This is a genomic window from Cytobacillus sp. FSL W7-1323 (genome assembly GCF_038595015.1).
GTDB lineage: Bacteria > Bacillota > Bacilli > Bacillales > Cytobacillaceae > Cytobacillus > Cytobacillus kochii.
The window spans coordinates 4,061,750-4,073,848 of record NZ_CP151998.1; the positions used below are offsets into that span (position 1 = coordinate 4,061,750).

At 37.7% G+C, this 12,099-nt stretch carries 16 protein-coding genes; 6 read left to right on the plus strand and 10 right to left on the minus strand.

Annotated features, from left to right (window positions below; all coding sequences use genetic code 11):
* Positions 1-5: 5 nt before the first annotated feature.
* Entirely contained in the window at positions 6-1,187 is a 1,182-nt protein-coding gene (gene pgsB / locus MKX67_RS20605; RefSeq protein WP_322909727.1) for a poly-gamma-glutamate synthase PgsB, read from the minus strand.
* Between the two features lie 356 nt (positions 1,188-1,543).
* Here pgsB and MKX67_RS20610 point away from each other — a divergent pair, with 356 nt between their 5' ends.
* Positions 1,544-2,338 carry a GNAT family N-acetyltransferase gene (locus MKX67_RS20610; RefSeq protein WP_322909728.1) on the plus strand — a complete coding sequence of 265 codons (795 nt, stop codon included), beginning with the start codon at positions 1,544-1,546 and terminating at the stop codon, positions 2,336-2,338.
* Positions 2,339-2,387: 49 nt separating this feature from the next.
* Here the strand turns inward: MKX67_RS20610 and MKX67_RS20615 are convergent, their stop codons facing one another.
* Positions 2,388-3,158 carry an SDR family oxidoreductase gene (locus tag MKX67_RS20615; protein WP_095371780.1) on the minus strand — a complete coding sequence of 257 codons (771 nt, stop codon included), beginning with the start codon at positions 3,156-3,158 and terminating at the stop codon, positions 2,388-2,390.
* 170 nt (positions 3,159-3,328) lie between these two features.
* Between MKX67_RS20615 and MKX67_RS20620 the strand changes: the two genes are divergently transcribed.
* Positions 3,329-3,940 carry a TetR/AcrR family transcriptional regulator gene (locus MKX67_RS20620; RefSeq protein ID WP_251162174.1) on the plus strand — a complete coding sequence of 204 codons (612 nt, stop codon included), beginning with the start codon at positions 3,329-3,331 and terminating at the stop codon, positions 3,938-3,940.
* Positions 3,933-4,394 (plus strand): low molecular weight protein-tyrosine-phosphatase, encoded by a 462-nt coding sequence (locus MKX67_RS20625; protein ID WP_322909729.1) that lies wholly within the window; start codon positions 3,933-3,935, stop codon positions 4,392-4,394. The genes MKX67_RS20620 and MKX67_RS20625 overlap by 8 nt, the downstream gene beginning before the upstream one ends.
* Before the next feature lie 4 nt (positions 4,395-4,398).
* On the opposite strand, the gene MKX67_RS20630 is transcribed toward MKX67_RS20625, so the two are convergent.
* Both MKX67_RS20630 and MKX67_RS20635 read right to left on the minus strand, forming a co-directional pair.
* On the minus strand, positions 4,399-4,848 hold the full coding sequence (locus tag MKX67_RS20630) for a DUF1569 domain-containing protein (protein WP_095371777.1): 450 nt from the start codon (positions 4,846-4,848) through the stop codon (positions 4,399-4,401).
* A gap of 156 nt (positions 4,849-5,004) precedes the next feature.
* A complete protein-coding gene (locus MKX67_RS20635; RefSeq protein WP_095371776.1) occupies positions 5,005-5,340 on the minus strand; it encodes a helix-turn-helix domain-containing protein in 336 nt (111 codons plus the stop codon).
* 128 nt (positions 5,341-5,468) lie between these two features.
* Between MKX67_RS20635 and MKX67_RS20640 the strand changes: the two genes are divergently transcribed.
* Entirely contained in the window at positions 5,469-6,083 is a 615-nt protein-coding gene (locus MKX67_RS20640) for a nitroreductase family protein (RefSeq protein ID WP_095371775.1), read from the plus strand.
* 454 nt (positions 6,084-6,537) lie between these two features.
* Here MKX67_RS20640 and MKX67_RS20645 read toward each other — a convergent pair whose 3' ends face one another.
* From MKX67_RS20645 to MKX67_RS20660, 4 genes are all read right to left on the minus strand, one after another.
* Entirely contained in the window at positions 6,538-6,963 is a 426-nt protein-coding gene (locus MKX67_RS20645) for a hypothetical protein (RefSeq protein WP_322909730.1), read from the minus strand.
* A 57-nt stretch (positions 6,964-7,020) separates the two neighbouring features.
* Positions 7,021-7,785, minus strand: coding sequence for a hypothetical protein (locus tag MKX67_RS20650; protein ID WP_095371773.1), 765 nt, complete (start codon positions 7,783-7,785; stop codon positions 7,021-7,023).
* A 23-nt stretch (positions 7,786-7,808) separates the two neighbouring features.
* Positions 7,809-8,240 carry a hypothetical protein gene (locus tag MKX67_RS20655; RefSeq protein ID WP_095371772.1) on the minus strand — a complete coding sequence of 144 codons (432 nt, stop codon included), beginning with the start codon at positions 8,238-8,240 and terminating at the stop codon, positions 7,809-7,811.
* 545 nt (positions 8,241-8,785) lie between these two features.
* The gene (locus MKX67_RS20660) at positions 8,786-9,205 is read right to left on the minus strand and encodes a DUF4825 domain-containing protein (RefSeq protein ID WP_322909731.1); all 420 of its coding nucleotides are present in this window, start codon (positions 9,203-9,205) and stop codon (positions 8,786-8,788) included.
* A gap of 145 nt (positions 9,206-9,350) precedes the next feature.
* Between MKX67_RS20660 and MKX67_RS20665 the strand changes: the two genes are divergently transcribed.
* On the plus strand, positions 9,351-10,880 hold the full coding sequence (locus MKX67_RS20665) for an amidase (protein WP_342488699.1): 1,530 nt from the start codon (positions 9,351-9,353) through the stop codon (positions 10,878-10,880).
* A 279-nt stretch (positions 10,881-11,159) separates the two neighbouring features.
* Here MKX67_RS20665 and MKX67_RS20670 read toward each other — a convergent pair whose 3' ends face one another.
* Together MKX67_RS20670 and MKX67_RS20675 are read right to left on the minus strand one after the other, a co-directional pair.
* On the minus strand, positions 11,160-11,303 hold the full coding sequence (locus MKX67_RS20670; RefSeq protein ID WP_157733880.1) for a hypothetical protein: 144 nt from the start codon (positions 11,301-11,303) through the stop codon (positions 11,160-11,162).
* Positions 11,304-11,318: 15 nt separating this feature from the next.
* Positions 11,319-11,549 (minus strand): hypothetical protein, encoded by a 231-nt coding sequence (locus MKX67_RS20675; protein ID WP_341097982.1) that lies wholly within the window; start codon positions 11,547-11,549, stop codon positions 11,319-11,321.
* Between the two features lie 66 nt (positions 11,550-11,615).
* Between MKX67_RS20675 and MKX67_RS20680 the strand changes: the two genes are divergently transcribed.
* On the plus strand, positions 11,616-11,942 hold the full coding sequence (locus MKX67_RS20680) for a YnfA family protein (RefSeq protein WP_095371767.1): 327 nt from the start codon (positions 11,616-11,618) through the stop codon (positions 11,940-11,942).
* Positions 11,943-12,099 lie beyond the last annotated feature (157 nt).

Sequence of the window (12,099 nt, forward strand, 5' to 3'; positions counted from 1 at the left end):
GCTCCTTAACTGACTAATTGTTTTATTTTCAAATGTTGAATTTCTTCTATTAACGGTTCTGCAGCACCATGTATATTGCCGACTCCATAAATGGTAGAACCTTTCATTTCTCCTTTTAAATGCTCGAGAATTTCTCCCGTATCCGACCCTTCTAAGTTTTCTAATGAATGGGCAGGTATAAGTCCTAGTTCGTATGCTTTCACAATCGGTTCCGCCGATTCCCCAATCACAACAAGTGTTTTCATTGGGATAAATGGTAAAACATCTCTTGCAAATTGTTCCGTACGATCAACGCGGTCTGCACGGCAATTCATGATAACAATGGGTTCCTTTGTCGGATATCCGACTTCTTCTACGCGCTTCCAAATATTCAAAGTTGAAGACGCATCATTTGCCGCAAAACCATTAACAAAATAGGATGGTTCTTTCGAATGTCCAATTGGCGAAATTCTCATCGCTCCTGGATCTGGTGGCGCATTGAGCATCCCTTGTCTTGCCGTTTTTTCATCAATACCAATCGCTTCTGCTACAGCCAGTGCTAAAGAGGCATTATCAGGGAAAACCATGTAATCGAACTGTTTTAGATATGTTTCTGAAATCTTACTATTATCTGCAACAATCACGGTCGTGTTACGTTCCGCAGCTACTTTTTCATAATAATCACGATATGCATCATCGGTAATAATTAGATAACCATTATGTGGGATAGTCGCTGTAAAAGCCTCCGCAACTTCATCTAATGTTGGTCCCATGACATCCATATGATCCTCTAATACATTAACGATAACGCCGATGTTCGCTTGTAGTAATTCTTCTTGGAAAGTGATTTGGTAATCGGGGTTAACCGCCATACATTCACTGACCAATGCTTCCGCCCCACGCTCAACCGTCTCTTTAATCACTTCCTTCTGTTCACCAATGTTAGGCCCTTGAGGCTTTCTTACGATTGGTTTCTCTTCTGGATCATTCCAATAAATCATCCTCGCATCCGTTCCGGTTGTTTTTCCTACTGTCTTATAACCAGCTTCGAATAATATCCCGGTAATAAGCCTTGTGACTGTTGATTTCCCGCGGATTCCATTAATATTTACTCGTATCTTTAACGCATCTAGCCTCTTACGATGTTTTCTCTTCTCCATAATTCCTGCCGTTAATAAAATGAGACAGCAAACAACAATAATCCACATATGCCCGCCTCCTCTTTTCCTTTTTTTTTCATTGTCAAATTGGCACGATTAATATATTAATATATAAATATTTCATAGCCATCACATGGAAATAAACTTTTTTTACCGATAGATGACAACCAGATTTGACTTAAAACAACAATTTCGGAGGGATAAATCACTATTAATAAACAATTTTTTCTAGTTGTTCAAACCGTTTTTCTTATAAAACATTTTTTATGTCCGTAGGTAGGTATTTCATTTATAAAAATTAGATGACAGGTGAAATCAATGCTGACATAAGATAGAAAAAAACTTCTCAAAGAGGAAATATCCAGAAGGGTGTCGAAAAAAAGTTGAACAAGGATGTGAAATGTATGAAAGAAAAATTATGGGAACAAATCGAAATGGATACACTAACTTCACGCCTTCTTGCTATTGGAAACCTACAAAATAATCCAATGGGCGTATCCATTCAATCATTCGGACAAACGATGGCTTACACTGTTAAAAGTATTCCGGGGCCAGCTTTTAATGTGATCAAAGGGCTTTGTGGAGAAGACGAGTTATTGCTTGATGAAATAATTGATTTTTATGATGAAAAACATATTCCTGCTCGCTTCGAAATTGCACCGAGTCATCATTCCCAATCATTATTAAAGGCATTGCATAAACGTGGTTTTTATCAGATAGACTTTCATACCACTTTATATAAGCAGTTACCAGGTACCATAAAACCTGTTAATAACGCAATAGAAATTCGCGCCTTACATCAAGATGAATTCCAAACTTTTGCTGACATATACACACAAGGCTTTCAAATGCCTTCTTTCTTACTTGAAGGCGTAGCACAAAACAATGCTGTCCTTTATTCGTTACCAGAATGGACTTTTTACTTAGCGTTAGTGGATCATGAACCGGCTGGTGTCGGCGTACTTTTTTGTAATGAAAAAGGGGGGAACCTCGCCGCTGCCTCTACCTTACCTACTTTTCGTCAAAAAGGTGTGCAGTCTGCACTTATTCAACAAAGATTTCAACATGCGCAGGAAATCGGCTGCAAATGGATAGTTGGGCAGGCCTCCTATGGTTCAGGTAGTCAGAGGAATATGGAGCGAGCAGGAATGAGGGTTGCCTATACGAAGGCGATATGGGTGAGGGATGAATCGTTATGAGGAGTAAAAAAATAGAGCCCCTTTTAAAAAGAGCTCTAATAATTGTACCTTATCTAGATGTATATCCAGCGTCCGCATGAATAGTGGTACCTGTAATATAAGATGATGCATCTGATGCTAACCATAGACTTGCTTGAGCAATCTCTCTTGGTTGACCAAAGCGATTCAACAAGCTTAGTTGTGGAGCATATTCTTCTTCCGTAAATCCAAACTGATCAAGCGCACCTCTGAGCATTGGTGTATCAATTGCACCAGGAGCTACTGAATTCACACGTATATTTTTTGGACCATATTCCATTGCAGCTACTTTAGTCATTCCAACTACTCCGTGCTTGGCTGCTACATAAGCAATATTTTGTGGTTGTGGACGGAATCCGCTTACAGATGAGATATTAACAATCGAACCACCGTTTCCTTGTTTTTCTAATTGTTGGAGCTCATATTTCATACAAAGAGCCGTACCTGTTAAGTCTACAGACATTAAACGGTGCCAATAATCTTCATCGAACTCAGCGGCTAATTTATCATCTGGTGTTAGCGCAGCATTATTTACAGCTACATCTAATTTACCATATGTGTCTACAGCAAATTGCACCATGTTTTGTACTTCCTTTGATTTCGAGATATCTACTTTTACAAAAGCGGCCTCTCCGCCACTAGCTTTGATTTCTTCTACTACTGCTTGGCCTTTTTCCTCATTAAAATCAGCTACGACTACTTTCGCTTTTGCCTCTGCAAAAAGTTTAGCCGTCGCTTCCCCCATACCCATTGCTGCGCCTGTAATGATAGCGACTTTACCTTCTAATACTGGAAATGTCATTGTTCTTTCCTCCCTTTCCTTTGTTCAGTTTCTATTAAATCTCATCATTTTTAGTGTCTCAATATACAAACTGGGTCATTTTGTTCAGTAATGTGCAACCGATTTTATTTTGTTCAGTAAAATTGCAAAATATGTAGGAATTCAACATAATAAGAGAAGAGGTGATTCTCTTGGAGCATGATTTTTTAGATAAACGCGTACAAAGGTCACGCGCAGCTATTAAAACAAAATTTATTGAATTATTATACAAAAAGCCTTTCGCCCAAATTACTATATCTGAGATTGCAAGAGAGACAAATTATAATCGTGGAACATTTTACGCCAATTTTCATTCGATGGACGAGTTACTAAAAGAGGTCATTGATGAGACATTACATGAGATGATTGAACAAATTGGTATTCCTTATCAAGCTTATGAACAAGTTTATTTACGAGAACTTCCGATTGAGGAGATTACTTTATTCAATTATTTCAAAGAACATGCATCTCTATATCAATTATTATTAAGTGACCATATTCGTGTCGATTTCCGCTATCAAATGGCACAAGCAATTGAACAACTCTTTTTAGATGAATACGACTATGTGTTGCCTAAGGATAGTTCAGTTGACGCTAAATGGTTATATATTTATCGAGCCAATGGCATTGCTGGTCTCATTATTCGCTGGATTGAAGAGGACTTCCCACATACACCCACATATATGGCTGAACAAATTGTTGAACTTATGGTCGTTTCGACTGAATCATTTTTTGTAAAAGGAAAGGGGCATCCTCATGATTAAAGTGTTATTCGTTTGTTTAGGTAATATTTGTCGTTCACCAATGGCAGAGGCGATATTTAGACATAAGGTGGAACAAGTTGGACTAGAGAAGGAAATATTCGTAGATTCAGCAGCGACGAGCTCTTGGCACATTGACGCGCCTCCACATAAAGGGACACTCGCGATTTTAAAAGACTATCGTATTTCCTCTAAAGGATTAAAAGGACGTCAATTACAGAAAGAAGACTTCGAAGCATTTGATTATATTGTGGCAATGGATGAATCGAATATAAAAGATATATACCGTATACTTGGTCAACCTCAGCATCCAAAAATATTCCGTTTATTAGATTTAACTCAAGATGCAAAAGATGTGCCGGACCCTTACTATACCGGGAATTTCCAGGAAACATATGATTTAGTGAGCGCTGGTTGTGAAGCCTTGATGAAGAAAATAAAGGAAGAACGAAGATGATGAGTTATAGACCAAACTGTTTGAGATGATGGTCTAGATGCTTGTATATACCCTTTCCCCATTGCTCAGCGGTTAGTTTACCAAAAAAAGAATGGGGATGGGTTGTACACTTTTCTGGTCCATCAGCATGGAATTGCAACAATTTTTGTTTCAACTTTTCCTTCTCTTTGCTAAAGTCCCTATCATTGACAATTAAAATGGTCGGAATCGTAGACATATTTTTAGGTAAAGTCTTTTCGTTATAAAAAATCGGTTTGGCGAAGTTTCCTACAAAGATTCCCAACCAACTCCTTTTAGGAGAAGATTCCCCCATCGCAATATCTTGAAAGGCTGAGCAATGAGCCAGCATTTGGGCGACATTCATCTTCCCCCATTGCCGTTTTGAATTGGAGCTCAAATGATCTATACGTGTTATGATTTCCTCTAAATATACCGGATCATAGATACTTTTCATTTCCCCTCCACCCCTCTTCAAGCTCAATTTATTATACAATCTATAGCTTTCAACAAAAGAATTATTAACTCCTTCTAATATAAAAAAGAGCCCCAAAAAAAGAACAAATCCTCTATAGATTTGTTCGTTCTTCAGCTACAATATTTGTCTTGGTTATTACTTCTCGTTTTCGGCAATCCAAGCAAGAATGGCTTCAATAACTTTCTTCAAGCTCATTCCTCTTTCTGTTAAGGCATATTCAACTTTTTTCGAAGAATCTTCTAAAAATGTTTTACTCACAAGTTCTTCCTTAATGAGTTCATTCAACCGTTCTGTAAGTAATCGGTCAGAAATACCATTAATTTCATCTGCTAATTCAGAAAATCTCTTCGGTCCGTCCATTAAGGAATAGATGACCATGCCCATCCATCTGCGACCTATAAATTCAATCGCTTCATGGTAGTTGCTACAGATATGCTTAGAATCCGTTTTCAATTTATGGTTACAATCCATTCTTTATAGCTCCTTTACCTGTCCTCATTAAATAGTACCATATATTCATTAGTTGACAACATAACTTACGAATGGTAAGTTTATAAACGATATAAACTTACTAAACATAAGTAAAGGTGGAGAAATAAATGTCAGAATTAGTTACTCTTATGAATGAACGCAAGTCTGTGAGGGTATTCGACCCTTCTTTTAAAATAAATCAAGAAAGTTTAGAAGAACTATTAGCACATGCTATTTCAGCTCCTTCTTCTAGTAATTTACAATCATGGAGATTTATCGCTATCCAAGATGAAGCAATGAAAAAGGCATTACCTGTATTTGGCAACAACCAAAAAATTGTAGAAAATGCTTCTGCTGTTATTGCCGTACTTGGTGATACGGAGGCTTATAAAAATGTTGAGGAAATCTATACTCAAAATGTCGAAGCTGGTTACATGGATCAATCCATTGCTGACCGTACCATCAGCAATACACACCAATTTTATCCTGGCCAACCGAAAGAAGGACTAATGAACATCGCAAGCTATGATGCTGGTCTGATTTCAATGCAATTGCTTCTGCTCGCAAAAGAACGTGAGCTAGATACAATCGTAATGGGAGGCTTCGATAAAGCTGCCTTCGCCAAACAATTTGAGCTAGAAGAAAATATATTCCCGATTACATTAATCGCTATCGGTAAAAGCGCTGCACCTGCCTTTAATACAACTAGACTACCTCTTGAGCGCGTAGTGAAGTTTTATTAATCGTATGGAAATGACACCGACTATCAATGAGAACCATTGAAAAGTAAGTTATGTGTGAACAAAGACTTTTTGGTCTTTGTTCTTTTTTATGGTGCGGTATATGACCTTTATGGATTGAAATTGGAATCGATAAGAGTTCAGATTGGAGTTTGATTTTGTTTAGATGAGGACAGATGATGTTTTAAATTTTAATAATCTTGGATTTGATTAAAATGAAAAAGCAGCAATATAGGGAAGGGTTTGGATTATTTTTTTGTAAGATTAGGTTGGAAACACGTTAATTAACTGGAGACATCGGTAAATTTGATTCGTTTAACCCGGTATCGCGTCAAGCTTTCAAATGCGGATTTCAGTTTGAACGGTTTCAACCCACATCGATTCAAAGTTTAACAATAAAAGACAGGCCCCTGTTAGTGATGAATTAGTGGAATCAGTTAAGAATGGATCAACTCAGCTATTCCTCAGCTACTGCCGTCATATCAGCCTTTGCTGCTTCCATTATGGCTTCTAACTCAGCGATTTTTTTCTGATTCTCCTCAATGGTTGGATCGTAATTTTTGATCAGTTCATTTGTGTACGCATCTAATTCAGCTACACGTTTTGCCACTTCTGACTGTGTTTTTTCTTTTATTTGTTGATCTGCTTCCGCTAGTTTTTGTGGGATTTCTTCTTTTAATTTAGCAATTTGTTTATTTTTTTCTTCGTTGACAGCCGTTTCTATCTCGGCAATGGACGCTGCTTTTTTTGCAGAAAACCAATTCGTTAGCATCGATTCCATATCTTCACCTGCAGAAACAAATCGAAAACTAACAGAAAGAAGGAAACCTGCGAAAAGGCAACTAAACAATATTTTGATATATTTCCTTTTTTTATGACTCATTTTGTTTTCCTCCCTTTACGAGATTTCCAGGGCCAAGCAAGCTGGCCCTGAAACGAATTAATCATTGACAATATTGTTGACAACGTCATCTAAACTCATCTTTGCATCTGCCTCTAATTCAGCAGCTTTCGCTGTTATAGCAGCCTCTTGTTCTGCGACTAAATTAGCTAGGATGGCATCTAATGCCTCTCGAATTTCTTCAGCCTTCCAATTCGCCTGATTACGAAGATTTCGGCTACTAATTTCAACTTGAGATTCCACTTTTGTAACAATTTCCTGTTTCGCTGCTACAATCTCTTGCTCAAGTTCTGTTACTGCATCAGCTTTCGCTTGATTTAATTCCGCTGTGACTTGCTCTAAAGCCGACTGGCCCTTCTCACTAGCAAAAGCTTGGAAACCAGCCGTTGCTTCCTCCTGCATTAAATCGCCTTTTGCCTTAATATGAAAATAGCCTTCTAAAAATAGTTGATAGAATTGATAATCCATATTTTCCAAGATCAACAATTTCTCACCATCTAGGGATGCAATATGTTCATATTTGGCCTGGTCAATAGCTAAAGTAGAACCTTCAATTTCACGCAATGTTTTCTCGTCAATTTGACTGGCTGCTAATTCCTTTAATGTTTCATTTTCTGCTCTGAGCTCTGTTAATAACTGTTCAAAATTGGCATCCGATTCACTCAGAACCTCAGCACTTGTTTGGTTAAATAAGTTATCATACCAAGTTTTCAAAGCCTGTCCCGCATCTGTATTCGCTAACGAAAAGCCTGCTCCGGTTAGCAATCCGACTGTAACTGCACCAGCTATGATTTTCTTTTTCATCTTCCCGACCCCTTTGTCGAAATTTATTTTTCTAACGTTTCTTCTAAAAATAATAGTATTTCTTGATCCATCTCAGATTTAAGTTCTTCCTTCTTTTCACCTTCATACGTATCAAATGAGTCGCTTAGTTCTTTTTTTATGTTTTGAATATCTACTTTGTATAAAGTTAAGTATTGGTTAATCTCTTTTTTCGCTTCTTCACTTGAAACTACTACGTTTTTTTCCATTGCTTTTTCATAGGTTAGTTGTGCATCTAGCTTTTGCTGTTTCATTTGTTCAGACCAAGATTCATAGGCGGTTGCCAGCTCATTGTTGGTCTGTTCCTCACTTATCTCGAATAATGCATTACTCCACTTTCCTAGAGATTCGCTCGAAAATGCTTGAACGAAGACACCTGTTAGACCAATCATGAGACAAATAATGATTGTGATGGTCGTTACCTTTTTCACTCTCATACTGTCCTTTCTTGCTCACATTTATTTTTCATAGGGGAATCAACCATAGATGTGTGTTCATTTTTAGGACAAAGTAAAGCTAGTATTCAACTGCTGTGACTTTTATCCTAGAATCATCACTTTCCCCCTTTCATTTGTCATTTGTTCTTTCATGTGTTCTATATTGTTCTTGATAAAAAACACTACACGTAGTATAAATGAGACGCATCATAATGAAAAACGTAATAGTTTACCAAAAATTCAGAATATATTATTGATATCTATGTTTTTCTCATTCTTCCTATTATTTACACTCATTCACACTTGAATAATAGAGAAGAAGTGCTTCCACTCCTTTTCTAGCAAGACTTTTAAATCCAATTACCTATATGTACAACAAGAAAAATAAGGAAAAATATTCAACCTCCCACATCCATTTAATAGGTCACTTGTTCTACCAAATACTTATCTCTCATTCCAATTTACTAGGTAGTTTTAGTATCAAAAAAAGACCTGCAAAAGTGACGATGCAGGCCTATAGTTCAGCAGTCATAGGTAGAATAGATCTAGTTCCAACTGTTTATTAATTGCTCTAGCTCCTTTTGGCTCCCTACACCTGCTATATCTTTTTCATACCAATTGTTTACTTCATCTCTCGTTACTTTCGTTTCACTTCCATTTACATGAAAACTTATCCATTCCACGTTTCGCACTAAGGAAAAAAGAACAGTCGCTTGTTTTTTCATTAATGCCTCTCCATCATTGACTTCATGATAAAATACTTCAAAACCATACGGTTCTTGCTCTGTCTTTAATTCAAAATAATCTATTGAGTCCGCTGTCTCATTCAGTATATTTCCAACGGCACTATTGTCACCAATATAGGCACCCTTATATCGGAATAATTCTTCTTCTTCTGCACCTTGGCAACCAAAGAGAAGAAAGAATGGCAAGAGTAAAATAAAAAAGTTCTTTCTCGATAACATTTAACCACCTCCTGGCCGATTTGAATCAACCCATCTCACAAACACAATAACATATTTTGTTAAATTCTCTAACAATAATCATGCAAATTCTCCTCAATTGTAATAGTATAGATTAAATACACAAATGTTGAAGGGAGATGATGTGATGAAAACGCACTCGTTACGATCAGAAAATCAGCATTTATTTTTATTTGAGGAAATAACAATTGAACAGCTTCACAAATTGTATGATACAGGTGAGTATACAGTTGAAGAAGTCATTCGATCTTTTCTTGAGCGCATTGAACAATATGAATCGACATATAATGCTTTTACATTTATGAACGAACAGGCGCTTACTGATGCGAAAACCATCGATGCGAAACGAATGCGTGGGGAAAAGGTGGGCCCATTAGCAGGTATCCCCGTAGTTGTGAAAGAAGCTGTCGATATGGTTGGTTTTCCATCTACATTTGGCTGGGCTCCACTCGCTAAACATACAGATGGAATAGAATTATTACCACAGAAAGATGCCACCATTATCTCTAGATTAAAAGCAGCTGATGCCATCATACTCGGCAAAACAAATATCCCTGCCTTTAGTTGTGCATACCATGCTAATACTAGTTGGAAAGGTCCTACATACAACGCGGTAAATAGAAAATTAACACCTGGTGGTAGTAGTAGTGGCACGGCTACTGCCGTATCTGGTAACTTTACCGTTCTTGGAGTAGCAGAAGAAACAGCGGGTTCCATACAAGTACCAGCAGCAGCGCAAGGAATTGTTGGTATTAAACCTTCATTCGGACTCATTCCTACTACAGGTGTGACTCCGCTTGCTGGCAGTACAAGAGATGTACTAGGGCCACATGCCAGAACGGTGCGGGATGCAGCGATTATGCTTGATGTTATCGCAGGCTATTCACCTGATGATGCTAAAACCATTTCTAGTACGATTCCAGAGAAGGGCTATACATCTTTCCTTTCATCACATGCTCTGAAAGGGAAAAAGATTGGTTTATACGGCCCTAGTTGGAGAGAAACGAAAATGACGGCAGAAACGGAAGCACTTTATAAAAAAAGTATTTCAATATTGCAATCACTGGGTGCAGAGGTGATTGAGGATCCTTTTCATGTAAAGCCACTGGCTCCATATATGAAAACTATTGATACAATGATTGGAAGAGAATCCTTTTTTTACGACCTTAATCAATACTTCAAAAACCTTGATCCTTCGTTAAATATGGAGAAAGTTTTCTTAAAAGCGGGAGCAATACCTTGGGAAGAAGACCAGCCCTTAGCTTCCTTTGTCCGACCACTTGAAGCCGACAAAGCTTTCGAAAATGCTGAACGCTTACCTGATTTAACACGCTTTAAAGAAACGAAGAACGAACTGTTACGCACCATTACCTACATTATGGCTGAGCAACAATTAGATGCTTTTGTTTACCCAACCATGCTAGAAGATGTACCAACTTTAGATCGTGAGGATGTTGCGACTTCTACCATATCCGAAATTAATATTAGTGGATTGCCACTCATAACAATACCAGCAGGGTTTTATAGTAACGGCTCCCCCTTTAACCTCGCTTTTTTTAGTACAATGTGGAGCGAAGGTGACATACTTGGTATGGCCTATGCCTATGAAAAAGCTGCCGGTGGCCGTATAGCTCCGCAATTAGTGAAAAAGGAGTAGCCCTTCAATCGAATGGGCTCTTTTTTTGTTAAATAGCTATTAGCATCATCGTAATCGTATAAACGATTAAGCTAAACGATACTGTCAGCCAAAAGTATTCTTCTCTGTTTCTTTTTCATCACGGATTTTCTTCAAAAGGGAAACCAAATTTAAGCAAAAAACAATACATAGGACTGGCATCAAATAGAAGCCGATGAAACTGAAAGTTAGCATTGAATCACTCCTTATATTCATGCTCCATAAAAAAAGATGCTCTTAAAGAACATCATCTTGATTGTACTAACTCATTAACACTTGATAAATGATATACCCTATGATGGCAAGAACAATAACCATTCCCCCAACAGTTGGCGCACCGTAAAAAGTTCTATTCCAGTCATCATCTGTCTTCATTTTGCTCTCTTCGTCTTTTTTCTTTTTCAAACCATCACCTCAAGTTTACTTCGCATGATATAATCGTTGAGATAGAAAATAAGCGATACAGCCGGCAAGTAATGCAAATAAATAAGGGAACGGGTTAGCAATGGCCCCAAATGCTACTGTTTGACTTTGCGTTGTACCAAATGTAATCTCGGGTGTGTATATAAGTGTCAAGATTAGACCGGATCCGATTTCAAATACATAAATAAGAACGATAAAACTTAGTAAGAATATTATAAATTTTTTCATCAGATGTCCTCTTCCTTGATATCGTTACCTATATTTTACCATAAACAGAAAATAGGAGTTGAGTAAATCTTGAGTGCAATTATATTATTTTTATTAGCCGGAATTGCAGAAATTGGTGGCGGTTATTTAATTTGGCTATGGCTAAGAGAGGGGAAACCTTTTTATTGGGGAATTGGTGGTGGTGTTGCCTTAGCCTTATACGGCGTGATTGCTACCTTTCAAGCCTTCCCATCTTTCGGACGTGTGTATGCTGCCTATGGTGGTGTATTCATTATTTTGTCTGTCCTTTGGGGCTGGGGCATTGATAAAAAAGCACCTGATATGTATGACTGGATTGGAGCTGCCATCTGCTTGGTTGGTGTTGGCGTGATGTTACTTGCGCCTCGTCATTAAGCATGCGATTAATGCTGAATTGGTGCTTAGTTTAATTGTAATGTAAAAGTCTTTCTAGGTAAAAGCGAATGATGTTTGCATAATGGGTGATTGGAGCAAGTGCGGACTTTTTAAATTTGCCCACACTTCTTGTGATTTTCGATTTCATGCTGATTTT

Excerpts from the sequence above, each read along its gene's own strand:
- pgsB (WP_322909727.1), bottom strand. The coding sequence starts at position 1,187 with ATGTGGATTATTGTTGTTTGCTGTCTCATTTTATTAACGGCAGGAATT.
- MKX67_RS20610 (WP_322909728.1), top strand. The coding sequence starts at position 1,544 with ATGAAAGAAAAATTATGGGAACAAATCGAAATGGATACACTAACTTCA.
- MKX67_RS20615 (WP_095371780.1), bottom strand. The coding sequence starts at position 3,158 with ATGACATTTCCAGTATTAGAAGGTAAAGTCGCTATCATTACAGGCGCA.
- MKX67_RS20625 (WP_322909729.1), top strand. The coding sequence starts at position 3,933 with ATGATTAAAGTGTTATTCGTTTGTTTAGGTAATATTTGTCGTTCACCA.
- MKX67_RS20630 (WP_095371777.1), bottom strand. The coding sequence starts at position 4,848 with ATGAAAAGTATCTATGATCCGGTATATTTAGAGGAAATCATAACACGT.
- MKX67_RS20635 (WP_095371776.1), bottom strand. The coding sequence starts at position 5,340 with ATGGATTGTAACCATAAATTGAAAACGGATTCTAAGCATATCTGTAGC.
- MKX67_RS20640 (WP_095371775.1), top strand. The coding sequence starts at position 5,469 with ATGTCAGAATTAGTTACTCTTATGAATGAACGCAAGTCTGTGAGGGTA.
- MKX67_RS20645 (WP_322909730.1), bottom strand. The coding sequence starts at position 6,963 with ATGAGTCATAAAAAAAGGAAATATATCAAAATATTGTTTAGTTGCCTT.
- MKX67_RS20650 (WP_095371773.1), bottom strand. The coding sequence starts at position 7,785 with ATGAAAAAGAAAATCATAGCTGGTGCAGTTACAGTCGGATTGCTAACC.
- MKX67_RS20655 (WP_095371772.1), bottom strand. The coding sequence starts at position 8,240 with ATGAGAGTGAAAAAGGTAACGACCATCACAATCATTATTTGTCTCATG.
- MKX67_RS20660 (WP_322909731.1), bottom strand. The coding sequence starts at position 9,205 with ATGTTATCGAGAAAGAACTTTTTTATTTTACTCTTGCCATTCTTTCTT.
- MKX67_RS20665 (WP_342488699.1), top strand. The coding sequence starts at position 9,351 with ATGAAAACGCACTCGTTACGATCAGAAAATCAGCATTTATTTTTATTT.
- MKX67_RS20675 (WP_341097982.1), bottom strand. The coding sequence starts at position 11,549 with ATGAAAAAATTTATAATATTCTTACTAAGTTTTATCGTTCTTATTTAT.